The sequence below is a fragment of the Brevundimonas sp. NPDC007368 genome, assembly GCF_042869015.1.
Lineage (GTDB): Bacteria > Pseudomonadota > Alphaproteobacteria > Caulobacterales > Caulobacteraceae > Brevundimonas.
Genome location: NZ_JBIAFA010000002.1, coordinates 1 through 24,111 on the forward strand (window position 1 = coordinate 1; position 24,111 = coordinate 24,111).

General features: G+C 65.5%; 21 protein-coding genes. 11 read left to right on the forward strand and 10 right to left on the reverse strand.

Going from position 1 to position 24,111, the window contains the following annotated elements:
• Positions 1-263 precede the first annotated feature (263 nt).
• The 5 genes from ACFYLW_RS03645 to ACFYLW_RS03665 are packed head-to-tail and all read right to left on the reverse strand — an operon-like array spanning position 264 to position 5,173.
• Positions 264-1,043 (reverse strand): SDR family oxidoreductase, encoded by a 780-nt coding sequence (locus ACFYLW_RS03645; RefSeq protein WP_390182877.1) that lies wholly within the window; start codon positions 1,041-1,043, stop codon positions 264-266.
• Positions 1,044-1,065: 22 nt separating this feature from the next.
• A complete protein-coding gene (locus ACFYLW_RS03650; protein WP_390182878.1) occupies positions 1,066-2,196 on the reverse strand; it encodes an acyl-CoA dehydrogenase family protein in 1,131 nt (376 codons plus the stop codon).
• Positions 2,197-2,208: 12 nt separating this feature from the next.
• Entirely contained in the window at positions 2,209-3,009 is an 801-nt protein-coding gene (locus ACFYLW_RS03655) for a crotonase/enoyl-CoA hydratase family protein (RefSeq protein WP_312165486.1), read from the reverse strand.
• A complete protein-coding gene (locus tag ACFYLW_RS03660) occupies positions 3,006-4,022 on the reverse strand; it encodes an acyl-CoA dehydrogenase family protein (RefSeq protein WP_312165489.1) in 1,017 nt (338 codons plus the stop codon). Before ACFYLW_RS03660 ends, ACFYLW_RS03655 begins: the two co-directional genes overlap by 4 nt.
• Complete coding sequence (locus ACFYLW_RS03665; RefSeq protein WP_312165492.1) at positions 4,022-5,173, reverse strand: acyl-CoA dehydrogenase family protein; 1,152 nt, start codon at positions 5,171-5,173, stop codon at positions 4,022-4,024. Before ACFYLW_RS03665 ends, ACFYLW_RS03660 begins: the two co-directional genes overlap by 1 nt.
• Positions 5,174-5,638: 465 nt before the next feature.
• Here ACFYLW_RS03665 and ACFYLW_RS03670 point away from each other — a divergent pair, with 465 nt between their 5' ends.
• From ACFYLW_RS03670 to ACFYLW_RS03685, 4 genes are all read left to right on the forward strand, one after another.
• Positions 5,639-7,873 carry a TonB-dependent receptor gene (locus ACFYLW_RS03670; RefSeq protein ID WP_390182879.1) on the forward strand — a complete coding sequence of 745 codons (2,235 nt, stop codon included), beginning with the start codon at positions 5,639-5,641 and terminating at the stop codon, positions 7,871-7,873.
• Positions 7,874-7,996: 123 nt separating this feature from the next.
• On the forward strand, positions 7,997-8,761 hold the full coding sequence (locus tag ACFYLW_RS03675; RefSeq protein ID WP_312165497.1) for an SDR family oxidoreductase: 765 nt from the start codon (positions 7,997-7,999) through the stop codon (positions 8,759-8,761).
• Positions 8,762-8,996: 235 nt separating this feature from the next.
• Positions 8,997-10,352: a spinster family MFS transporter gene (locus tag ACFYLW_RS03680; protein ID WP_390182880.1), complete on the forward strand. Its 1,356-nt coding sequence runs from the start codon at positions 8,997-8,999 to the stop codon at positions 10,350-10,352.
• Positions 10,353-10,664: 312 nt separating this feature from the next.
• Entirely contained in the window at positions 10,665-11,117 is a 453-nt protein-coding gene (locus ACFYLW_RS03685) for a MerR family transcriptional regulator (protein WP_312165501.1), read from the forward strand.
• A gap of 26 nt (positions 11,118-11,143) precedes the next feature.
• Here ACFYLW_RS03685 and ACFYLW_RS03690 read toward each other — a convergent pair whose 3' ends face one another.
• On the reverse strand, positions 11,144-11,659 hold the full coding sequence (locus ACFYLW_RS03690; protein ID WP_390182881.1) for a thermonuclease family protein: 516 nt from the start codon (positions 11,657-11,659) through the stop codon (positions 11,144-11,146).
• Between the two features lie 114 nt (positions 11,660-11,773).
• Here ACFYLW_RS03690 and ACFYLW_RS03695 point away from each other — a divergent pair, with 114 nt between their 5' ends.
• The 6 genes from ACFYLW_RS03695 to ACFYLW_RS03720 all read left to right on the forward strand — a co-directional run bounded on the left by ACFYLW_RS03695 (position 11,774) and on the right by ACFYLW_RS03720 (position 17,929).
• Complete coding sequence (locus ACFYLW_RS03695) at positions 11,774-12,373, forward strand: JAB domain-containing protein (protein ID WP_390182882.1); 600 nt, start codon at positions 11,774-11,776, stop codon at positions 12,371-12,373.
• Positions 12,370-12,648, forward strand: coding sequence for a hypothetical protein (locus ACFYLW_RS03700; protein WP_390182883.1), 279 nt, complete (start codon positions 12,370-12,372; stop codon positions 12,646-12,648). Before ACFYLW_RS03695 ends, ACFYLW_RS03700 begins: the two co-directional genes overlap by 4 nt.
• A complete protein-coding gene (locus tag ACFYLW_RS03705; protein WP_390182884.1) occupies positions 12,641-13,045 on the forward strand; it encodes a helix-turn-helix transcriptional regulator in 405 nt (134 codons plus the stop codon). Before ACFYLW_RS03700 ends, ACFYLW_RS03705 begins: the two co-directional genes overlap by 8 nt.
• A gap of 272 nt (positions 13,046-13,317) precedes the next feature.
• A complete protein-coding gene (locus ACFYLW_RS03710; RefSeq protein ID WP_390182885.1) occupies positions 13,318-14,856 on the forward strand; it encodes a Fic family protein in 1,539 nt (512 codons plus the stop codon).
• Between the two features lie 209 nt (positions 14,857-15,065).
• On the forward strand, positions 15,066-17,318 hold the full coding sequence (locus ACFYLW_RS03715) for a hypothetical protein (RefSeq protein WP_390182886.1): 2,253 nt from the start codon (positions 15,066-15,068) through the stop codon (positions 17,316-17,318).
• Positions 17,315-17,929 (forward strand): hypothetical protein, encoded by a 615-nt coding sequence (locus ACFYLW_RS03720; protein ID WP_390182888.1) that lies wholly within the window; start codon positions 17,315-17,317, stop codon positions 17,927-17,929. The genes ACFYLW_RS03715 and ACFYLW_RS03720 overlap by 4 nt, the downstream gene beginning before the upstream one ends.
• Here the strand turns inward: ACFYLW_RS03720 and ACFYLW_RS03725 are convergent.
• The 4 genes from ACFYLW_RS03725 to ACFYLW_RS03740 form a co-directional block, all read right to left on the reverse strand.
• Positions 17,914-18,675 carry a hypothetical protein gene (locus ACFYLW_RS03725; protein ID WP_390182889.1) on the reverse strand — a complete coding sequence of 254 codons (762 nt, stop codon included), beginning with the start codon at positions 18,673-18,675 and terminating at the stop codon, positions 17,914-17,916. The genes ACFYLW_RS03720 and ACFYLW_RS03725 overlap by 16 nt on opposite strands.
• Before the next feature lie 25 nt (positions 18,676-18,700).
• The gene (locus ACFYLW_RS03730) at positions 18,701-20,410 is read right to left on the reverse strand and encodes a restriction endonuclease (RefSeq protein ID WP_390182890.1); all 1,710 of its coding nucleotides are present in this window, start codon (positions 20,408-20,410) and stop codon (positions 18,701-18,703) included.
• Positions 20,411-20,808: 398 nt separating this feature from the next.
• Entirely contained in the window at positions 20,809-22,005 is a 1,197-nt protein-coding gene (locus ACFYLW_RS03735) for a hypothetical protein (protein WP_390182891.1), read from the reverse strand.
• A gap of 117 nt (positions 22,006-22,122) precedes the next feature.
• Positions 22,123-23,454, reverse strand: a complete 1,332-nt coding sequence (locus ACFYLW_RS03740) for a tyrosine-type recombinase/integrase (protein ID WP_390182892.1) — start codon at positions 23,452-23,454, stop codon at positions 22,123-22,125.
• A 317-nt stretch (positions 23,455-23,771) separates the two neighbouring features.
• Here ACFYLW_RS03740 and ACFYLW_RS03745 point away from each other — a divergent pair, with 317 nt between their 5' ends.
• Entirely contained in the window at positions 23,772-24,104 is a 333-nt protein-coding gene (locus tag ACFYLW_RS03745; RefSeq protein WP_312062322.1) for a hypothetical protein, read from the forward strand.
• The last annotated feature ends 7 nt before the right edge of the window (positions 24,105-24,111 follow it).

Consider the following 24,111-nt stretch of genomic DNA (forward strand, 5'->3'; position numbering starts at 1 on the left):
GTTCGAGAACGCTTCGGCGGAATCGACGGTCTCGGGCCGTCGCTAGGCGCGCTCTCTCCCCGGAGCGCCCACTGAAACGCCCGCCGGAACACTCCGGCGGGCGTTCTTCATGACCGGGCCTCATCGAGCCAGCGTCCGGCGCGGCCCAGCAGCCGCACCGCATTGGCGTGCAGGCGCTCGCCTGGCGGTCTTTGACGATGAAGGTTCATGCGGCGGCCTCTGGCGAGGTCCCAAGGCGAGGGGCTTTGAGCGAGGCCGTTCGTCTAGACGAGGCCGGCGTAGGCCCCGCCGTCGAGCTGGAGGTTCTGGCCGGTGATGTAGCCGGCCCGGGACGAACAGAGGAAGGCGCAGGCGTCTCCGACTTCTTCAGGCCGGCCGAAACGTCCCGCCGGGAGCGAGCGCGCCATCTCCGCACGGGCGGCGCTCTCGTCGACGCCTTTCAGGCGGGCCAGGGACCGCGTCATCCGCTCAAGGCGATCCGTGTCGATCTTCTCCGGGAGAAGGCAGTTCACCGTGACGCCGTCGCCGGCGACCTCCCGGGCCAGGGCCTTGCAGAAGGCGGTCAGACCGGCGCGCGGACCTGCCGACAGGGCCATGGGCAGCTGCGGTGACTTCACCATGGCGGAGGTGATGACGACGATTCGGCCTGATCTCCGGGCGCGCATACCGCCGATCAGGCTCTGGATCAGCAGGATGGGGGAGACCATCTTGGCCGACACGGCCTCGGTCCAGGCGGCTTCGTCCCACTGGTCCATATGGCCAGGCTTGGGCCCCCCGCTGTTGCAGACCAGGATGTCCGGGGCGGGGCAGGCCGAAAGCGCCTCCGCGCGGCCTTCGGCGGCGTCGATGTCTCCGACCACCGTATACGGGCGGCGACCGACGGCGTTCTGGATCTCGTCCGCCGCGCGGGCCAGCCGCTCTTCATCGCGCCCGTTGAGCCAGACCTCGGCGCCCTCGCGCGCCAGAGACAGGGCGCAGGCCTTGCCCAGGCCGGCGGAGGAGGCGCTGACAAAGGCGCGTTTGCCCTGGAGGCCAAGGTCCATGATTTTGCTCCGACGACCGCCCTCAAAGGGTGCGGGCGATGATTTCCTTCATGATCTCGGATGTGCCGGCGTAGATCCGCGCGACCCGGGCGTCGACCCAGGCGCGGCCGACGTCGTATTCGCTCATGTAGCCGTAGCCGCCGTGCAGCTGCAGCAGTTCGTCCAGCAGCTGACCATGAAGTTCCGCGCCGGTAAGCTTGGCCATGGCGGCGGTCTCGGGGGTCAGCTCCCCGTCCAGGAGCTTCTGCAGGCAGTCATCGACGAAGACCCGCAGCATGGTCGTGCGCGCCTTCACATCGGCCAGTTTGAAGCGGGTGTTCTGGAACTCCAGCAGGGGCTTGCCGAACACGATGCGCTCACGGGTATAAGCGATCGTCTTGTCCAGCATGGCCTCCAGCGAGGCGGCGGCCCGGATGGCGATGACCAGACGTTCCTTCGCCAGCTCCGTCATCAGACAGGCGAAGCCCCGACCCTCCTCGCCGAGGCGGTTCTCCACGGGCACCCGCACGTCGGAGAAGAAGAGTTCCGAAGTGTCCTGGCCGCGCAGGCCGATCTTCTCGAACTTGGCGCCCTTGGTGAAGCCCGGCGTTCCCTCCTCGACGCAGAAGAGGGTGATGTCCTTGGGATTGGCCTGCCCCTCCACCTTGGCGGCGACAATGGCGAGCCCGCTGTTGACGCCATTGGTGATGAAGGTCTTCTGGCCGGACAGGATGTAGTGGTCGCCCTCGCGGCGCGCCTTGGTCCGCATGCCGCGCAGATCGCTGCCGATCTGGGGTTCGGACATGGCGATGACGGCGATGAGCTCGCCGCTGATCAGCCTTGGCAGCCAGCGCGCCTTCTGGTCGTCGGAGCCGTAGTTCACCAGATAGGGAACGGCGATGTCGGAATGGGTGGTGAAGCCCACAGCGGTCGCATTGACCCGCGCCAGCTCCTCGATCAGCACGGCGCTGTGGCCGAAGTCGCCGCCGGAGCCGCCGAAGGCCTCCGGCGCCGTCACGCAGAGAAGACCTTCCTCTCCGGCCCGGAGCCAGAGGGACTTGGGCACGATCCCGTCCCTTTCCCATTGGGCGTGATGAGGCGCGATTTCGGTCTCGACGAAGCGTCGGACCTGATCGCGGAACATCTCATGATCCTCGCGGAAGACCTTGCGCATGGTGAACTCCGTCTAGCTGTCAGTGAAGCGCGCGGGACGCTTTTCAAGCATGGCCGCCACGGCTTCTGCATGATCGGAGGTGTGGTGCGCCAGCGCCTGGTAGGCGGCGGACAATTCCAACAGGGCGCCGAGCCGCATATGCTGCCCCTCGCGAAGCAGCCTCTTGGTGAGGCGCAGGGCATGGCCGGGATTGCCGGCGATACGGTGCGCCAGGGCCATGGCGGTCTCCATCAGCGCGTCCGGCGCCGTCAACTGGGTGACCAGGGTCCAGTCCAGCGCAGTCTTGGCGTCCAGGGAGTCGCCCGTCAGGGCCATGTGGCTGGCGCGCGGCATGCCCACGATGCGCGGAAGCAGCCAGGCGCCGCCATCGCCAGGGACGATGCCGAGCTTGACGAAGCTTTCCGCGAAGGTGGCGGTTTCTGAAGCGATCCGGATGTCGCACATGCAGGCCAGATCCAGGCCGGCGCCGATCGCCGGCCCGTTGACGGCGGCCACGATCGGCGTTTCCAGCTCATAGAGGGCCGTGGGTATCCTTTGGATGCCGTCGCGATAGCGATTGCGCAGCTGGTAGGGCGAGCCTTCGAAGATGCCGGTACGGTCCCGCATGGCCTTGACGTCGCCGCCTGCGCAGAAGGCAGAGCCTGCTCCGGTCAGTACCACGACGCGGATGGAGGGATCGGCGCGGACCTCCTCGCAGGCGTCCTCGAAGGCGTACATGTCTTCGGGGCGGCTGAAGGCGTTGCGCTGTTCCGGTCGGTTCAGGGTCCAGACGGCCACCGGGCCGTCGCGAGACTTCAGAAGAAAGTCGCTCATGGCTGAGGGCGCTCCTTGAGGGTTTCGGTGATGAAGGGCCAAAGGCCGTCCTCGCCAGCGTCGGCGATGATGCGGCCGAGCCGTTCGGACCATCGCGCGTCGGATCCGTATTCGGTCCGCCAGGCCCAGAGGCGTCGTGTCAGGAAGTGCAGGCTGTGTTCGTGGGTGAAGCCCAAGGCGCCGTGAACGGCATGGGCGATGGCCGCGCCCTTGCCCGCAGCTTCGCCGGCGACGGCCTTGGCCGAGGCCGTGGTCGCGAAATGCGGCGTCCGCCGGGCCTGCATGAAGGCGGCTTCAGCGACGGCGCCGGCTGCGGCCGCCTGCGTCGCAAGCTGGGCGAGTTGCTGCTGGACCGCCTGGAACTTGCCGATCGGGCGGCCGAACTGGACACGTTCGTTGGCGTATTGGGCGCTCATCTCGGTCAGCCGTCCGAGTGCGCCGGCTATCTGGCCCGAGCGGATCAGGGCGCCGCTCAGGCGCGCTGTGTCAGGCGGGCCGTCGAAGGCCGCGTCCGAGACCAGGGAGCCGGACGCGAGGACGACGGTGTCGCGCGGCTCGCCGGCGACGTTCACGTCTTGCTCCACGGCGGCGCCCGTCATGTCGTGCAGGCCCAGGCGTCCGCGCGCCGTGTCATGCAGGACCAGCCAGCGCGCCTGACGGCCCCATGGCAGGTCGGGCAGGACCGAGACGGCGTCGCCCGCCGCGAAGACAGTCACGCCGCTCTCGGGCGGGGCGATGCCGCAGGCGGACAGAAGGGCGTTGGCGACGAGGGTTTCCGGCAGGGGGGCGGGGACGGCGCTGGCGCCGCAGGCCCGGATGACGGGAAAGAGGTCGGTCCAGCTTGCGCCGATTCCTCCCAGGTCCTCGGAAACGGCGGCCAGGGGCAGGCCGAGCGCCTCCACCTGAGCCCACAGGCTGTCGGACCAGGCGCCGGTCTCGGCGAGGCGCAGCGTCTCGGCGTCGACCGCGTCCGCAAACAGGCGCTCGACGCTCTCCTGGAACATGGCGCGCATCAGCGGACTCCCAGACCGCGCGCAAGAATGCCGCGCAGGATTTCGCGGGTGCCACCCCGCAAAGAAAACGAGGGCGCCATGCCCTGGGTGACGGCCAGGACCCGACGCGTGGTTCGCGCCTGATCGGCCTCGGGCAGAGAATCAATCAGGCGGATCGCGGTCTCGACGGTGTCCTGCTCGTATCCTGTGCCTAGGTCCTTGACGCAGGACGCCGCCCAGACCGGATCCTGTCCGCCGGCTAATTGTCCGGTGACGGAGATGGACATGGCGCGCAAGGCGACCAGCCAGGCCCCCAGGCGGCCGATCTCCACCGCCTGGCGGGCGTCGGGGGAGCGGCCGACCGCCTCCGTAAGGCACCGGAACAGCGTCAGGGCGCTCAGGAACCGTTCGGGGCCGCTGCGTTCGAAGGCCAGCTCCGAGGTCGCCTGCGCCCAGCCTTCGCCTGCGGTTCCCACCAGGGCGTCAGCCTCCAGGATCACGTCGTCAAAAGTGACTTCGTTGAAATGTTCATGGCCGGAAATGTCGCGGATGGGACGGATGGTCACGCCGGGCAGGTCTAGGTCGACGATCACCTGGGACAGGCCGGCGTGTCGTTCGCTGGCCGGATCCGTGCGAACCAGGGCGATCATGGCGTGGCACCGGTCGGCGTTCGTGGTCCAGACCTTGCGGCCGTTCAGCCGCCAGCGGCCGTCCGACTGACGGTCGGCGCGGGTCCGGACGGAAGCAAGGTCGGAACCGGAATCGGGTTCGCTCATACCGATACAGAAGTACATCTCCCCGGCGGCGATGGCCGGAAGATAGCGCTGCTTCTGGCTCTCGACGCCATGACGCAGGATCAGGGGCGCGCTTTGTCGATCCGCGATCCAGTGCGCCGAGACCGGCGCCCCAGCGGCCAGCAGCTCCTCGCTGACGACAAATCGCTCGAACGACGTCGCGTCGTGTCCGCCGTATTGTTTGGGCAGAGTGAGGCCGACCCAGCCCTGCCTGGCCAGGGCCCGGCTGAATTCGGGGTCGAAGCCCATCCAGGAGAGGGCGCGTTCTTGAGCAGGATAGTCGGCTAGCCGCTGCGCCAGGAAGGCGCGGACCTGGTCTCTCAGGGGCTCAAGGCCGGGGGGGAGCGCTGGCGCGCCGAACTGATCGAGGAGATTCACTGATGATTCCGGGATGTTGGCCCGCTTCCCTGGGAAGCCCCAAATCCATACATCCGAGAATGTAGTTCTGACCAGAGAATTTTGGGCAACTCAAGAACCGTCTCGACCTCGTCGGTCCTCACGGTGGCCGGAGAGGGGCGCGCCCCGATGCGCTCCGGAGCCCGGGGGACGCAGTCGAGGGCGGCGCGCCAGGCTTTCCGCGGCGGTTCCGGTCCGGCCGGCGTCGTACGTCTCAGAATAGACCTTGAGGGATTGGACTAGAGTTAGAATGATATTTCAGTGTGAGAAAATTTGTTGACTCGGCGAAGTCCATAACCGAGTGGGAGACGACAAGCGGCCGTGTCGGCGGGGCGACCTCGCGGCAAAGGTCGCGGGCATGGCGGGTCTCTGCCGTCGCGCCGGACATTAGGGAGAGTGTCGTTGACCGCTGTTCATTGGAAAGCCCTGCTTTGCGCTAGCGCATCCGTGCTGGTTCTGCCCTCCGCCGCCCTGGCCCAGACGACGGGTGCGGCGCCCGAGTCTGAGGCGCCTGCGAGCGGACCGACGGGTCTTGAGGATGTGATCGTGACCGCCCAGCGGCGCGAGCAGCGCCTGCAGGACGTGCCGGTCGCCGTGACCGCCTTCGGGGTCAAGGAGCTGGAACGCCGCCAGATCACCGACGTGCGGGCTCTGACCGAGAATGCGCCGTCCGTGACCTTTACCGCGACCCCGTATGGCAACAACGACCTGATCCTGGCGATCCGCGGCGTCGCGCCGGGCGGCGTGCTTCCCAACGTCGACCAAGCGGTCGGCACCTATGTCGACGGTCTGTATTACGCCCGTCCCGAAGGCAGTAATTTCGCCCTGGTGGACGTCGCCTCGGCCGAGGTTCTGCGTGGTCCCCAAGGGACCCTGTTCGGACGCAATACGATCGGCGGCGCGCTGAACATCACGACGAACAAGCCGAACTATGAGTTCGGGGGCTCGCTGAAGGTCGGCTACGGCAACTACGACGCCCTGAGCGCCACGGCCATCGTCAACCTGCCGCTGGTCGAAGACAAGCTGGCGGCGCGCCTGGTCTACGGTCATGTCGAGCATTCGGGCTACGGCCGCAATCCGACGCTGGGCAGCGACGTCGCCGACCAGAACGACGACTTCGTTCGCGCCTCGGTTCGGGCCGACATCGCCCCCGAGCTGCGGGTGGATCTGAGCTTCGACCACTACTGGGGCTCGAACCATCAGCCTCTGTGGGTGCTGAACTCCTATCAGGCCGGTTTGAGCCCGGCCATGTACGCCCCCTATGTTGCCGAGCCTGGGTCACGGATCAGCCAGGCCGGCATCAATCCAGTCAACGACTCTAGGGTCTATGACTTCAACGGGACCATCACGGCCGAACTGCCGTTTGGCGTGTTGAAGTCGATCTCCGCCTATCGCAACGTCTACTTCGAAGGCGCGACCGACCTGGACGGCACGCCCCTGCCGACGGCGGACACCCGCGAGTTCGTTCTTGACGGCGAACAGGTCTCGCAGGAGCTGCAGCTCTCGGGCGCGAGCCTTTCCGATCGTCTGAACTGGACGGTGGGCGCCTATTATTTCCATGAGCAGGTGCGCAATACGCCCCTGACGCGTATCCCCGCCGCCATCCAGGACAATACGATCCGGCCTGACAACAAGTCGGTCAGCGTGTTCGCCCAGGCAAGCTACGAGATCCTCCCGAGCCTGCGCTTCACGGCCGGCGTCCGCGCCGTCAAGGACACCCGCGGCATGACCTATACGCCTGCGCGCTATGTGGTGACGGGCTTTCCGACCAACGCGGAACCGCCGGCTTCGGCGATCACGCCGGGACCCTGTCCCTTCACGGCCATGGGTCTGAATGAAGCGCCGGGGAGCTGCCTCTACACGCCGGACGACATCAGCTTCGAGACCGTGCCCTTCACCGTCGGCCTGGACTACCGGCTTCCCGGCGACGGTCTGCTGTACGCCAAATACTCCAAGGGCTTCCGCACTGGCGGCTTCCAGCAGGCCAGCGGCACGACGGCGGCCTTTTTCACGCCCTTCAACGAGGAGAGCGTCGGCAGCTACGAGATCGGCGCGAAGCTGGCCCTGTTCGAGAACCGGCTGCGGTTTTCCGCCAGCAGCTTCTTCTCCACCTTCGACGACATCCAGCAGAATGCTATCTTGCAGACGTCGCCGGTCGTCATCGCCGTGCTCAACTCGGGTACTGCGGAAATCTACGGCGCGGAGTTTGAAGCCACGGCCTTGCTGGGCGACCTGCGCCTGCACGGGTCGCTCGGCCTGATCGAGCCCAAGTTCACCGATGGCCCCTACAAGGGCAGCGAGGTGCCGACGGTGGCCAAGACGACCTGGTCGGTCAGCGCCGACTATCCCGTCCAGTTCAACGCCGGACGTCTTGACCTGCATCTCGACTACAATTGGCGTTCGGATGTCTACTTCCTGAATACGGTGACGATCACTGCGGCCGGACCGGTGGACCTGTCGGAGTTCCAGCGGAAGTCTATCCGCCAGGACGCCTACGGCCTGCTCAACGCCCAGGTGTCGTGGACCTTCGACGCGCGGCCGATCACATTGGCCCTCTACGGCAAGAACCTGACGGACGAGTATTTCGCCGCAAGGTCGGGCTCGTTTGCGGCCTCGAACTTCAACAGCATCGTCGTCGGCAGCCCGCGCACCTACGGAATGTCGGTGTCCTACGCCTTCTGAGCCGCGCGTAAGTCTGGGGGTTCCAGCCCTCTATCCTCGGGGCGCGGTTCAGTGCGACCGCGCCCCGCCTTTTCTGCTTCGGCCGACCCTTTTCCAGGGCTGGTCTTGCCGGGGAGCATGGCCATGTCGGCATCGCTGGACGGTCGCCGCATCATCATCACCGGCGGCGCCAGCGGCATGGGAGCCGCCATGGTTCGAGCCTTTCCCGCCATGGGCGCGCGAGTGGCGTCGCTGGATGTCCAGTCGGCTGAAGGCGCGCGGATCGTCGATGAAGCCGGGGCTGCGGCCTTCTTTCAGGTCGACGTGGCCTCGGAAGCTTCCGTAATTGCAGCCGTGGAGGCCGCCGTCGGGGTTCTGGGCGGGCTGGACGTCCTCATCCATGCCGCCGGCGTCGCGCCCTTCGCCGCGGCCGCCGAGACCAAGCTGGATCTCTGGAACCATGTCATGGCGGTCAATGCGACCGGCGCCTTCCTGACCAATCGCGCCGCCTACCCGCATCTGAGAGCGAAAGGCGGGACGATCCTCAACTTCGCGTCCGCCGCCGGCGTGAAGGGGCATCCCGGCAAGGCGGCCTATGCGGCGGCCAAGGGCGCCGTGCTGGCGTGGACGCGAACCATCGCCGTGGAGTGGGGGCGGGAGGGCGTCAGCGCCAACGCCTTGGCCCCGGCCATCTGGACCCCGATGTATGACCAGACCCGCGCCGCGATGGACGAGGACCAACTGGCGGCCCACGACGCCGCCAAGGCGCAGACCATCCCGCTCGGAGGGCGGCTGGGCGACGTCGCCCGCGACTTCGTGCCCGTGCTCGCCTTCCTGGCCTCAGACGGCGCCCGCTTCATCAACGGCCAGGTGATCGCCGTCGACGGCGGCATGCTCATGGTCCGCTAGGGATCAGCGCTGTCCGTGGTTCCGGGACGGGCGCACTTCGCCTGGTAGTGCTTGTATACATTCTGCTATGCGAACAATATTTCGATATCAAAACATTTCTTGACAGCCCCTGTGACGACGCAGGTATTCTGTCCGCTGCTGCGGACGCTGGCGGCCAGGAAAGAAACGCGCCGCCTGCTGCAGGAGAAGGCGCCATCGGCCGGGATCGACCGGACAAGAGACGAGGGAGAGATTGATGGTCGGGACCACACACAAGCCAGGCGAGAGGTCCGGCGTCGAGCCGCCGTATCCGCCGCTCAAATACGCCTGGTATGTGATTGGGGTCCTGTTCGTCGCCACCCTGCTGTCGCAGTTGGACCGGCAGCTGCCAGCCCTCCTGGTCAAGCCCATTCGCGCCGAGTTCGGCATCTCCGATACCCAGTTCAGCTTCCTACAGGGCTATGCCTTCGCCCTCTTCTATACCGTCGCGGGCCTTCCGTTCGGATGGCTGATCGACCGTACCGTGCGGCGCAACCTGATCATCGTGGGCATGGTCGTCTGGAGCGTCATGACGGTCCTCTCGGGCTTTGCGCAGAACTATAACCACCTGGTCCTGGCCCGAATGGGCGTCGGCATCGGCGAAGCCGTGCTGGCCCCCGCCGCCTATTCCATCATCGCCGACTATGTCGCGCCTCATCGGCGGGGCCGCGCCTTTAGCGTCTATTATCTCGCCCTGGCCATCGGCTCGGGCGCGTCCCTGATCCTCGGCGCCCTGATAGCACATCTGGTGCCGGAAGCCGGCCTAGCCCTGCCGTTCGTGGGACAGATGGAGCAATGGCGGATGACCTTCCTCATCGCCGGCGCTCCGGGGGTGATCCTGGCCTTGATCGTCCTGACTATCCGCGAGCCGGTTCGGCGCGATCAGGCGACGGGCAAGAGCAAGGCGGAAGGCACCTGGATGGAGTTCCTTCGTCATCTGGGGCGCTTCAGGTCCGCCTACAGCCGCGTGCTGACCTATCCGGGCGTGGTCGCTATCGTCGGTTACGGCAACCTGGCCTGGGCCCCCACCTTTTTCGATCGTCGCTTCGACATCCCGACCAAGACCTCGGGTCTGATCATCGGCGTCCTGGTGGCGGTCGGTGGTCTCGCGGGCACCCTGGCGAGCGGCTACATCAGCGACCGCTGGGCGGCGAGAGGCGTGCCTGCGGCCCGCCTGCGGGTCGCCATGCTGGCCTGGCTGCTGGTGCTGCCGACGGTCTGCGCCTGGTCCCTGGTGGGAACGCCCTGGTTGAGCTTCCTCTTGCTGACGCTGGTCGTCACCGGATTCGGCATGGCCCAGGCGGCGGCGCCGACCGCGGTTCAGGAAATCACGCCCAATCGCATGCGCGGCAAGGCCGTGGCCCTCTATCTCCTGATCGGCGGCCTGGTGGGCATCGGTTTCGGCCCCATGTCGGTCGCCCTGGTGACCGACCATGTGTTCAAGAGCGACGCCGCCTTGCCCTATGCTCTGGCCTTGGTCGGGGGGCCGGTCTCTCTGCTGGGCCTGTGGCTCACCTGGTCGGGGCTCAAACCCTATGAGCGCACGGCCCAGGCCTTGCGCGCGGGGGAATAGGAATGCGGATCTGGCGGCTAAGGCCGTCCGGACCTCAAGCGGCGCCAGCGATGCGGTGTCCCGGTTTCAGAGCGGCGCGACGGTCGGCCTCCTCGAGCGGATCAACCCCTGTCTGGGCAAGGATATCGCGATGGTGGCCCTGTGAAACGATTTCGTAGGCTTCCGCTCACGATCGTTGCGGCGGGTGACTGGAGCTAGGCCTTAAGCCCCCTTGTCGGCGGCGTCGCTCTGTGACGGGCGACGACGGATGGAGCCGGTGATTATCAATTCGTCCGCGCCGCATGCCGGCCGGTCTTACATCAGGAAGATATCATGGCCGGGACGCGTCGCCCCTCGCGCAGGAGAGACCTTCAAGGGCTTACGATCACGGAGCTTGCAAACCTCGCCGGCACGACGGCGCGCGCTCTGAGATATTATGAGGAGTTGGACCTCCTGAGGCCGCATCGCGGAGAGCGCCAGGAGCGCTTCTATTCGTCGGCTTCGGTGGGCAAGGCTCTGCAGGTGGTGAGGATGCGACGCCTCGGCGTCCCTCTGGCGGATATCGCCAGGATCATGAAGGACGGCGACGCAGGCGGCTTCAGGCGAATCATTGAGGAGAAGCTGACCGATGTGGAAAGCCAGCGTGAACAGCTGGCGGCCTTACTCCAGCGGCTCACGGCCGATGAAACCGCGGGCTGGATGCGGGAGGTGTTAGACAGCGACGTCGATCATATTTGTCAGGGCAGGTGTGAAACGGGCGTAGAGAGCGCCGCCTCTAGATTGTGAAAGGGGGCGGCCGGGCCGCCTCTTCATCAGGAGCAGAGCGGCCGTTGCCTGTCGAACTTGTCCCAGATGAGGGTGGTCCCGCTGCGGATCATGGCGCAGTTGATCTCTTCCCCCTCCGCCGTCCGACAGATGGCCGTGACGCGTTTGTAGCTTCGACCTGTCGGCTCGCAGGTCAGCGTCTTTCCCGCCGTGAGCCGGTTCAGCGTGGCGGTCGCCGATGCGCCGCTGGCGGTCGGGCAGGGATGTCCAGGCGAACAGGTCTCGTCCGCCTCCCGGGCGGCGACGGCGTGTAGCCTGACCTTCACGCCGTCCTTGCAGCGCAGGGTGTCGCCGTCGTTTACATAGGCCACGTCGCAGAGGAAGGTCGTGTCTGGCGCCGCAGACTGGAGAGCGGAGGCCGGCTGCGGGGCCGGCCCGGTCGCGTCCGTCGCGGGCCAGTTCAGGGCGGCCAGGACGACCAGGGAGCCGAGGAGCGTCGTCGGGACGAGGGTGCGGCGGCCGTGCCGACGAGGACCGGTGCGGCGGTAGGGTTTCAGTCTCATGGACGGCAGCCTAGGGGCCGTCGGGTTTAGGCTCCGTGAGCAAGCTTGGCCGGAGGGGAAAGGAAGGGCGGATCGGGGCGCTCCGATCGGGAGCGCGCTGCCCAGGAGGCCGCCGTGTCGCCATCTGCTTCCGTTCTCCGCCCGTCCCTGTCGCCGACCCCGACGACCGACGACGATATCGACCTGCTGGCCGCCCTGCTTGGACGAACCCTGTCCTCGTCCGCCGGGCGGGCCGCCGCCGCAGGCTTGGTCGAGACCTTTGGGGGATTGGCCGGGGTCGCCGCGGCCGATGAGGCGGCCCTGCGCCGCCAGGGACTTTCGCAAGCTACGGTCGCCGAGCTGGGCCGCGTCCAGGCGCTGGCCGTGCCCATGGTCCGGGCGGAGGCCTGCCGACGGCCGGTTCTGTCGTCCTGGACCGCCCTGACCGCCTATCTTCGCGCCGCCCTGGCCCATGCGCCGAGGGAACAGTTTCGCACCCTCTATCTCGACAAGCGCAACATCCTCATCCGTGAGGAATGGCGGGCCGACGGCACCGTGGACCACGCTCCCGTCTTCAACGCGGGCCCGGCGCGCGTGGCGCGTACGGGGCGTATCCCTCGCATCAGGGAAACCGAGCAATATGTTGAATTGGTTGTGGAATGCTATCTTGCCTTGGCGGCAGGACGGGTGGTCCGTTCGGCCCGTGACTGTAGGCGGACGGAGGTCGGGCCATGATCGGCGACCTGACTGGCGGGTCCGTGTCGACGGACGGGGACGATGTGCTCCTGACGCGAAAGGAGGCCTCCGCCTTTCTCGCCCAGATGGGCGTAAGGCTGAAGCCGGCCACCCTGGCCAGGATCTGGTCGGTGGGCGGCGACGGTCCGCCCTGTCGCCACGTGAGGTCGAAGCCCTATTACCCGCGCGGCCTGTTGCGGGCCTGGGCCCTGACCCAGATTTCCGAAATCCGGAGCCGGGCGCCGGCGGCCGCCCAGGCGCGCCGTCGTGTCTGAGGATGTCGACGAAAGCTCCACCGGCGGGGGACCGGGGGACCGGATCCTGCCCTGGGCCCAGGTCCAGGCCCTGACCGGTGTGAGCCGAACCACGGCCTGGCGGATGCGGCGGACGGGTGAGTTCCCACGATCCGTCGTTCTTTCTCCCGGGAGGGTCGGCTGGTGGGAAAGCGAATTGGCCGCCTGGCGAAAGACACGGGGAGGCCGGGTCTTCGCGCCGCCCTCCCGCCCTCGCCCTGCGGAATCCACCCGGCGCATGCGTCCGCCTGAACCCTCAGCCTGCTTGCCGCAGGAGGCGGAGGCCCAGGAGGCGTCGCGTCCGCGCGCCACTCTGGCTCCGCGCGGCGTCCGGCGTCGCGTTTTCGTCCATCCCGACCAGATCGACTTCGGTTTTTAGAACGCGACGGATGAGTGCAGTGTTTCGGAGCCTGCGCTGCTTTCGGAAATGACGCAGCGAGTTTGGCGCTTGGCTAAAAGCGCTGCGGGAAATAGCTGCGACTTAAAAAGCGAAATCAGACGCAACATTAAAAGCGAAATTTAGCGCAGCAAAAAAAGCGTAATTTAAAACGACATAAAAAGCGAAATTTGATACATCATAAATAGCGAAAAATAGCGCATTGGAGGGCGCTATTTTCGAACCGCAAGTTTTGAACGCAGGAAGCAGACCTTTTGGCCACGCCGCAGGAAAAGCTAGCTGACGCTCTGGAGGCGCTCCACGCGCTTCAGGAGCAAGGGCGGGCTATCATTCGCACGCAGGATCTCACGCGGGTTCAGCGCGAACGCCTCACCAGGCAGGGTTTCATCCGTCCGGTCATCAACGGCTGGTACATTCCGGCTCGCCCGGACGAGGCGGTTGGAGAAACCACCGCCTGGTATGCCTCCTACTGGGATTTCGTCAGCGCCTATCTTGAAGACCGCTTTGGCGACGCCTGGTCGCTTTCTCCGGAGCAATCCCTCCTGCTGCACGCAGAGCAGTGGCGAGTGCCTGACCAACTCCTGGTGCGATCTCCGCGTGGCCGTGGTCAGGTGACGCAACTCATCCACGGTTCCAGCCTGTACGATCTCCGCCTGCCAGGGGCCCAGGACCAGGATCAGGCGGTTCTCAGAAGTCTGCGAGTCTACAAAGTGGAAGCGGCGCTCATTGCGTCCGGACCCGGCGTATACGCAACCTTTCCCATGGAGATGCGAGCCGTTCTGGCGGGGCAGCGCGATTTCTCCGCCGTGCTCGAGCGGTTGTTGAACGGGGGTCATTCCGTCATCGCGGGCCGGCTGGCGGGCGCGTGCCGAAATATCGGCCGTGACAGGGAAGCCGACGATATTCTCGAAACCATGCGCGCCGCTGGCTATGACGTCAGGGAGACAGACCCCTTTGCAGGACGACTGCCGGGGTTCGTCTACCGCCGCGACGAGTCGCCGGCTTCCCAACGAATTCGGCTGATGTGGCAAACCTTGCGGGAGGATATTTCCGGACGATTTCCGGCGCCCGCTGAACAACCCGTCGTCTCCGAGGACTATCTCCAGGCGGTGGAGGACCTCTACGTCACCGACGCCTATCATTCGCTTTCGATCGAGGGCTATCGGGTCGATGCGGCCCTGATCGATCGGGTTCGGCGCGGAGACTGGAACCCTGAGGCCAATGACGAAGATCGCCGGCAACGCGACGCTCTGGCCGCAAGAGGCTACCATGACGCCTTCCAGGCGGTGAAGGCGAGCGTCGCGCGGGTGCTGGAGGGCCAGAACGCTGGGCGCATCGCCGATCAGGACCATAGAGGCTGGTATCGTCAGCTCTTCGGGCCGAGCGTCACGGCGGGTCTTATTCCTGCCGGCGCGCTTGCCGGCTATCGCAACGGGCCAGTCTATATTCGCGGGTCGCGTCACACGCCGCTCAACCCCGATGCGGTGAGAGACGCCATGGGGACGCTGTTCGAACTGCTCCATGAAGAGGTCGAACCCAGCGTGCGCGTGGTGCTGGGCCATTTCGTCTTCGTCTATATCCACCCCTACCTCGACGGAAACGGCCGGATGGGGCGGTTCCTGATGAACCTCATGTTCGCTTCGGGCGGCTATCCGTGGACAGTCATCCCGGTGCAACAGCGGCAGGCCTATATGGCCGCGCTGGAGCAGGCGAGCGTCGATCAGAACATCGGCCCCTTCGCCGACTTTCTTTCGGGTCTGATCGGCGAGACGCCGCCCGCGGCTCCGGCATGATAGGCTGCTGGTCGATCATCCCTTCGCGATGCTGCGCCTCAACGTCGGCTGTGTGAAGGGGGCTCATCCCGAGACGAATCGCGGCAGCGTCGCCGCCTCGGAGGAGACAGGCGGGTGTTGCGGTGATCGGCAGGTGGAGGAGAAGCGCTCGGTCCGCGCCGTCGACGTTCGGCTATTCGCTTCTGTCCGCAGATAACCTGCAGGCCATGATGGCCGAACGTCTGGATCGCGCCGACCTCCGTACGGAAGCCTTTGCCGAGGGGGTGAGGTCCTTGAAGGGCATCCTCGGCGAAGTGCGTCCGCTCCAGGTCCTGGCGACCCTGGCGCACTGGGGTTTGAGCCATGCGGTCGGCCCTGACGGTGTGGCCGAGAAGTCTCTTATCCCGGACCTGTCCCAGCACCATGTCGAAATACTCCAGGCGTTGATCCTCAGCCTTCCGCCGGAAGCCTGGGGAACCGCCGTCGCCACACCTTTGCAAATCCAGAAGGTGATCGATCTTCTCAAGGAGGTCGGCGCCGCCTTCCATGAGAAACGCGCCCGGGCCGTCCTGGCGGCCAAGACGCCTCAAGCCGGTGCGCTTCTGTCTCTTCAGGAACGTATCCGCACCCATACGCAGGTCATCCGCAACTGGGGCTATTTCGGCGATGTCCTGACCATGGTCCGGTCCCTCTATTCGCCGCTGGATGCTCGCATGGCCGATGCTGTCGGGGTGTCGGCGAGCCAGATGATCGAGGTCATGGAGGCGCTGGTCAGGGTATTGGAAGAACGAAAGGCGGAGCAGTTCGTCATACTCAAGTCGGTCTTCGCAGCCAGGGACGTCCGCCGGCTGGTGTGCGGCTATTTCGAGCAATACGCCTCCGAGGATGATCCCGAAGCCTACCTGTCAGCTATCCCGCGCGGGACCCCGATCCGGACGGTTCGCGAGTGGCTGCTGGTGCACGCAGACCAGTCGCGGATGCACTCAGGCCTGGTCTCGATAGACGAGATCGCCGCAGCAGCCGGCGTCCAGTTTGAGATCGCCGGAGCGGTACTGGAGCGGTTGTGCGAGGCGCCGGGAGCGCTTGTCGGCGCCTCCCCTGAACGCTTCTTCATGGACAATCCTGTCTGGACTGCGCCCGGCGTGAAGCTAGGGAACGGGGGCTTCTTCTTCGCGGCGCCGCAGATCGCATTCAGCTTCATTCACGCCATCATGGCCAGGGTTTGCTCGGAAGCGGGGCTTGACGAGGCCCTCTCACGGCGACGCACCACCTATCTCGAGAAAGAGGTCGAGCGGCAGGTAAGGCGGGCCTTCCCGCAGGCCCGGGTCCTTGCCGGCGCAAAGTGGCGCTGGGAGGAAGCCGCTTATGAAACAGACTGTCTGGCGGTCATCGACCGGACACTGGTCATCGTCGAGGCGAAATCCGCCGCCCTCACGCCCCAGGGCTTGAGGGGGGCGGAGGGCCGGCTGAAGCGACATGTCGACGACCTCATCGTCGACGCCGCTTTGCAGTCGGCCAGACTGGAGATGGTGCTGGGCAGGGCGAGGGAGGGCGACGCTGCGGCCCGCGCCGTCGCGGAAGAATTGGGGCTGGACGTGGAGGCTATCCAGCGCGTCGTTCGTATCTCGGTCACGCTGGACGACTTCTCCGCCGTCAGCTCGGCGGAGCTGGAATTGAAGCTCGCAGGGCTTTGCCCGGCCGAGGTCGAACTTCCCGCGACCCTGTCCATCGCGGACATGCGTTGCGTGGTGGATCTTCTGCAGCCGATCCACGTGCTCCACTATTTCCATGCCCGCGGGCGGTTACAACGACAGATCAGACTGGTGGCCGATGAGCTGGATCTGCTCGGCTTCTATCTGGCGTCCCGGTTCAATCTTAGCGGTCTTCCTGCGACCGGTGGAATCGTCCTGACAGGCATGTCCGCAGCTGTAGACCGCTATTATATTAATCGCGACGCTGACACACCTTCATCGCCTCCGACCCTGGCTCCCTCGCCAGTCCTAGATTCGGTCGTGAGGGGCTTGCAGGAGCGGCACCCAAAGGGATGGACGACGAAGGCGATCGACCTGCTGGATGCCGGCAGCCTCGCCGAGATGGAGGAGCTATCTCGCCGGCTTGAAAAGATTCGGCGCGAGGTAGCTCGGCGGAAGCCAGACAAGGAGGGAGAGTGCGCCCTGGTCTGGGCTCCGCCTGAACCGGCCCGGCATCTGGTCATGTTCCTTGTTTTCACTCGCCGCCAGGAGAGCTTGGCTGAAGATGTGGCCGCTGATCTGGCGGCGGAGGCGCTTATGCTCAGCGGACGCGATCGATGCCTGGTCGTGGCGCGCAGGGTGGAAACCTGGGACGCGCCCTACGCCTTCGTAGGGACCTTCCGCAGACAGGCGTCGCTGTTCTCAGGACCATGGGGAAACAGGGGGGCTCCCCATCATCCTGGTCGCGGCGACCAGGGGCTTGAACAGGGGCAACGCACGAAGGGACAGTGATGAACGGGGTGACGGAGCGCGTAAAATACAAGGCTCAGGTCTTCGATAGCGTGATCAACGCCTTCTTCCGCCTGCGGGACCTGGATTCAGAGCTGCTCGGGCAATCGAGGGCCGACACCGGCCGGGATGTCGCCGAGGCCATGGTGAGCGCCGCTGTGAGCGGTTTGACCTATGGAAGGGCCGGCGTCGCCCGTCGGGGAGAGGCGGCGGCCATGCTTCGCGCCCTGGCCGACCGGGTGGAGAGCGACGGGCTCGTGGGTCTGGAATGGGGACTTGAAGGCACGCTGGCCAGACATGCCTGGCGTCCTGATATCCGCTCGCCTGAGGGACGCGCCGAACTTGATGCGCGGGTAGATCTGGTCATCGAGGGGATGATGGGCCCCGCCCGAGCTTTGACCGTCCCTGAAACCCGAGCCATCGTTTGCGCCTCATTCATGCGCATGGCCCTCGAACATGTCATGGATCTGGTGGCCGAGCGGCCGGACCAGGCGGCAAGCCTGCACGCCGACGTCATGGCGAGTCTGGACCCCGTGCTGGCGCGTTTCCAGGCGGCTTTGGATGAGGATGGCGCTGCGGCGCCGAAGACGTCAGACCGTCAGTCGTCCAGTTGATCGAGCAATAGAGACCCCATCTCGATGATGGTGCTGAAGTCGGCGAGCATCTGCGGATGGAAGATCACGGGCGGCCCCCGGTCGAGCCGATGCTGCATGACCGGTACGAACCGCGCCATAGCCATGGCTTCGTCGTCCAGTCGCATGGCTTCCTCATCCGCGCCGCCTAGCCGGGCGGCTTCGGCGCGCGCTTTGAGGGCGTTGTAGGCGTCGGCGTCCTCGGGATCGACCGACCAGGGCGGAATGTACAGGGGGATCTGATGGGCCAGCGCGTCCCGGAAGTCCTTCAGGTGGACGAACCACGGATCCCGGGACGCCAGATAGGCCTGGAAGCGTGCGGGAAAAGTGGAGCGAAACTCATCCTGACCCGGCAGCAGGCCGACACGTGTTCGGGGCCAGGCGCGGCCGCCCCGAGCCTCGGGCTGGCGTTCGTGGAGCCAGATCCAGGCCATGTTCTCGCAGCATCCGAAGGCGTTCATGACGAAGGCCTGGATGTGCGCGGTCGCCGATTGGGTCGCGTCCCGCGTCGGGATGTGCTCCAACGCCGGCGGGAGAAGAGCGTAGGTCTGCTCGATGCAGTGGGCCAGCATGGACAGGCGTCGCCCGAGGCCGTGGTCGGCCTGTTCACGGGCCGCAGCGGTTCTGAGCGGCGCGCGAACCAGGCGCAGACGGAAGCCGGCGTAGTCCCGGCGCATCTGTTCCAGACCGGCGGCTAGGTCCTCGACCTGTTCCTGGGTGAAGAACACGCGATCCTCCGGCAACAGGGAAGGATCAGGCCAGGGCTTGCCGCGCCTCGCGGATATCGATCCGGGCGCGGCGGCCATGCTTGTCCAGAAGGTGGAGGAGGTTGGCGCCGTTGAGCAGGGTCAGGGGCTTGCCGTTGGCGAACTGATAGGCGTCGGGGCCATAGTCCGCCGTGGTGACCAGAATGCCCTTGGAGGCGCCCTCGTTCATGACCGTGCCGTAGAGGTCTCGAACCGCGCCGACGCCGACGGTGCGCGTATAGCGCTTGGCCTGGATGACGATCTTGCCGCCGCTGATGGGATCGGGGTCGAAGGCGACGGCGTCGACGCCGCCGTCGCTGCTCGAGCGCGTCACCTTGACCTCGCCGCCGCGCGAGCGGAATTCCTGCTCGAAAAGTTCGCGGACCAGATGCTCGAAGTCCTCCCAGGACATGCTTGCGAGATTGGTCCCTTCGTCGAGGGTATGGGCGACATCCCGGCCTTCGATGAATCGACGGTCCTCGCGGTTCATCTCCATCACGGGCGGGACGGCGGTCAGCGAGGCCAGGCTCGCGGCGGAGACGCCCTTGAGGCTCTTGAAGCAGGCCTTGGGATCAACGCGGGCGAGATCGATCGCCTCGAGACTCGCGCGATCCACCAGCACCGACAGCAGGCAGGCGCGCGCCTCCTGTCCGGTCCTGGGGTCCACGTATTCGACGTGGCCGTTGAAGAGGACGCGGTCGATGTTGTGGTCGACGTCCGCCTCGAAAAGCTCGTGCAGGGTGCGCAGGCAAATCTGATAGGCGGCGCTTTCGAAATTGGCCTTGCGGTCACGCTCGGGGATCAGGGTCTCCTTGAGTTCGCCAGACGCCTTCACGAACTTCACGCTCTTTACGGCAGGCAGGACGTCCGGAGAGGGCAGGTCATAGCTGACGAGCAGGAGGCGACCCTCCGGCTGATACTGGACCTCGTAGGACTTCTCGAAAAGACCATCATAGTCGGAGGCCTCCAGAACGAGGCTGGCGTGTTCGACGACCGCTTCGGGGTCACCGGCCGCCACCGACATGCGCAAGGCGTCGACCTTGGCGTTGGTCTCGGCCTGTTCAGCGAGGAAGGCGTTGTTGGCGGCCTCATGCTCTGCCCAGAAGTCGTCGTGCTCCTTCTGCCACTTCGATACCTCGTCTGCATGCCGCGAACGCCCGAGCGCCTCCTGGGCCTCCCATACTGCGATGGCCTCGCGATGCTTGCCGGCGGCCTGTTCCTGGATGCGGGCCATCTTGCCCGTCAGGCGGCTCCAGAAGGAGATGATGGGCTCGGCGAACGCCGGCGCCGGGGCGGGTTTGAAGGCGGGTTTGGCGCGAGAGAAGCGCAAGGGCATGGGATAGGTGCTGCGGTCTTTCAGCCCCTCCCAGTCGATGGCGTCATTGACCGAGAGGGTATGGGCCAGGATGCGGCCGAGGTTATCGAGCCGCTCCATGGCGTCGGCCGTCATCTCGTCTGCCGATTCCTTGCCGGATTGCAGCAGTGCCCGAACCTGGTGCTGTTCCCACTTCTCGTCCCATGCGGCCAGCAGGGCGTCGACCTTGCTCTGAAGGATGAACTTCTCCGGCGCGCTGAGTTCGCGGTGGAGGTTCATCTTCGAATGGCGGAGGTCAATGTAATAGCGCAGGATTCGCGTGCCGGAGGCGTTCCAGCGGGCGGTGAGGGAGCCGGCGACGATATTGCTGAGGTTGGACGATCTGAGAACGAGGTCCGCCATGAAATCCCCCTTGAAGAACGCGAATCATTGAAAATCTTGAGCGGTGGACAAGAAGCTCCGTTTTCCCTGCGTTGCAACCTCAAGGTTATGAGGCGGCTGTCCCAGCGTGGCATGGGCTATCCACTATCGTATCCTAGCTTCGGCGCCTGATGCCGGTCGCCCCCTGCTCCTAGAATGCGCTAACGCCCCCTGTCTGCCGTATGCGCGCTGTGAATTCAGAGCAGCGAACGCTCGACATCCTTCGTCCCGGCGGCTTTTCGGGCCGCGCGCTCGGCCTGTCGTAGGGAGACCTTCATGTTCGTGACGCGGGCCGACACCTCGGGGTCCTCCGCAAGGTGCCGGCGGTAGTCGGCGAAGCCATCGCCGGTTGCGTCGGCGCAAGCGGGCGCGAGGTGTCCCTAGTAGAGGGCATCCAGCCGACGGTGGGCGTCAGCCAACTCGCGGAGCAGGAGATCGAGGTCCCCGGCCGAAATCAGCCGGCTGCCTTCGAATATCCGACTGTGATCGACGGGCAGGCGCGTGGTGCCGGCCTCTGCCGCGGCGGCCATGAGCTGGCCAAGGAGGTTCTGGGTCTCAGGTGACATGAGGACCAGTCGATCCTCGGCGCCCTGGGCCTGGGCCCAAACGCCGTGCGCCAGTTCATGCCGTTTCGTCGCTGGGGCCTCGGCGAGCGCCAGCACCGCCTTGAGCAGGAGGCGGTCGTCATCGCTCAATCGCCCGTCGCTGGCGGCGACAATGGCCTTGGTGCGTCGATCCCAGCCCTTGAGCCGATCAAATTCTCCGCGGGCGTCCATGTCGCCCCCGGTGATCAGGGCGTGGATCTGGTCGAGTTGTTTCTCGATCAGACTCCAGCGGGCGAAGGCGCTGCAGATCCGCGGTGCGAGCGCCTCTATCCCTGGCTGACCAAGGACCGGTTCCTCGAACTGGATGATGCGGGTTTCTAGGGGGATGCGAACGGTGCTGATGCGCATCTCCGGAATGGGCGGGGGATCGCTCGGTCGTGTCTCAGGGGGAGAGGTCTCATGCAGGCCTCCGCCGCCGGGCGCCGAGAAGAAGGGCGATAAGGCTATCTCAGCCTCGTCGATCGCTACCTCGCTCGCGTCGCCGTTTTCGACGGCCTTCGTCCTGGCCCGGGCGGCCGCCGCCAGCATCTGGCGGCCGAGGATATCGAAACCTAGGAGAATGGCGAACACGACTACCAGCCCGACGGCGTACATCTGCAGCAGGCCGTTCGAGAAGAAGGCTGTCGCCACAGCGACCGCGCAGAGAAGGGCAATTACAGAGGTCGCTAGGACGCCGGACCGGCGAGACCAGACCATCACTATGGGAGTGAGGAGCACGGCGGTAGCGCCGATGGCGAGATTGGCGGCCACCTGCTGGGCGACGCCGCCCGGCGGGATCGCGTAGAAGGAAAAGACGAACAGGGCGAGGGCGGCAAGCGCGGAGGCGCCGAGAAGGCCCTTGAAAACCAGGTCCCGGACAAGGAGTTCCAGGGCGGCGGCGGACTGGACGAAGGGCGCATAGGCGAGGGTTTGGGTCGCCGCGACTCGTTGGGCGAAGGCGTCATCCGCCGTCTCATTGGCCTCCTGCGTCATCCCCCAGCTTTCCCTTTCTGCACAAACGGCAGTATTCGAGTGCGGTGCAGTTCTGTCGAGAGGGCGACGGCCGTCCCGACTTCACCAGCGAATGGCGTGGGTGGCGGTCAGCAGTCGTCAGCGTGACTCGGCGTCAGCGAGCATATTCGACAAAAGGCGATCCCAGGCCAGGAGCGCCGTGCGCTTCTCCGACATGAAATCATAGAGGGCATAGGTAGTGAGGGTGACTGCGGCGGCTCCGCCTTTTTCACTCGTATGGTTGAGGATCCGGCCGATTACGAAGGGAGAAATACTGAGTCTTTCGCTGGCCATATTTGTCGCCGCCGTCCTTCGAAGATCGTGCGGAGTCACGGGCGGCAAAGACAGAGAGGCGCTTACGTCTCGCAAGGCGCGGCTCAGGGCGGCTGGGGTCAGGGATTTCGTCTGATCCCAGCGCGCGGGAAAGATGAACGTCGAGGGCTTCTCGCTGGCGATGTCGGCCAGGGCGACGGCCTCGCGAATGAGCGTGACGGCGCCGGGAGGCAGCGGCACAAGAGTGGTTCGCCCGTTCTTCGTCCGACTCCCGGGAATGGTCCAGACGGCCTGATCGAGATCCACTTCTTCCCGGGTCATCCCGGCGACCTCATGCCTGCGCTGCAAGGTGATGAGCAGCAACTGGATGGCGATCGTTACGGGCCGACTTACGTAGATACGCTGGTTGTCTCTGCGCACGCCGCCCTCACGGGTCAGGGACGCCGGAGCGTCGAGCGCGCGCCAGACCAGCTTGATCTCTTGATCGCGCAGTACCCGTTCGCGAGGCATCTCGACGCCCATGGCCGGAACTCTGGCGACCGGGTTGGCCGCAACCGCTTCGGCTTCAACGACCGCGTAGTTGAACATCTGGCGGATCTGGGCGCGAACGCGGTTGGCGCTCGTGTCCTGTCCCTTGGCCGTTAGTTTTCGAAGAACCTGCTTAATCTCGGCGGGCGTAACATCCTCTAGCCTCAAGGAGCCAAGCGCAGGCTCGATATGCTTGGTCCATAGCCACTTCTCGGCCTTGATCGTGGATGGCCGCTTGCGCTTTCCTCGAGGCTTCCATTCCCCCCGGTCCGTCGCTTCGAAGTAGGCGACGCTGAGATCACGGAATGTCTTGATGGTCTGTGATCTTCGTTCAACCCTCTTGCGACGCTTTGCGCCAGCGGGATCGACGCCGTCTGTCGCCTGCAGACGGGCTTGAGCGCAGCGCCTGCGGGCGTCGGCGAGAGAGACGTCGGGGTACAGACCAAGGCTGAAGCGACGTTTGTCGCCGTCTTCTGTCAGGTAGCGAAGTGTCCACGCCTTGCGTCCCGTTACGCTCACCCGAAGCATCAAGCCCGCGCCCAGCGGGTTTTCATCATGGATATCAAGGCGCGTTCCGGGAGGCGCGGAAACCGACGCGACGAATTTGTCTGTCAATCGGACCTTGGGCATGGCGCCAGTGTCGCAGATTTGATCTTGGACCCCAAGGCATTTTGGGGTCCATATGGGGTCCAAAAAGCTGAAACAGTCTGAACTCGCCTGAGACCGATTGAAACAATATATTGTTATTAATCAATAAGTTGATTGAAGGTGATGCAGCCGCCTGAAACCCAATGAAACCGGTATTCCGTCTGACTTTTAATCAGAGGGTCCTCGGTTCGAGCCCGAGGGGGCGTACCATCTCCCCTTTTTTCTGAAGTGCTGCGTTCGACTGCGGAACGACCGCTCGGCGCCCCTGGTTCTGTTCAGGAAGCCACGGGAGATCGGCCATGCCGCATCAGAACACCACCTCGTCCAAAGCCACGTCCCAGAACGCCGTGAACGACCCGATCACGCCCAACGATCAGGCACGCGAGCAGGATCGGTCGGTTCATCCCGAGCCGCGATCCTACGCCGCGCATGACGTCGTTGATTCGACCCTGGCGGGGCCGGCGGCCGGAGAGGTTGCGGACTATGCCGACGAGGGCGAGGCCATGGGGATGTCGGGCCAGCAGCAGGGCCGAAATCACAGCGTTCGCCCGATCCGCACCGAGTCGCACAACGGGCAGGGCCGCAAGACGCGTCAAGCCAACCACGAGCGCTTCGGCCGTCGGCCGCAATAGCCTTCAC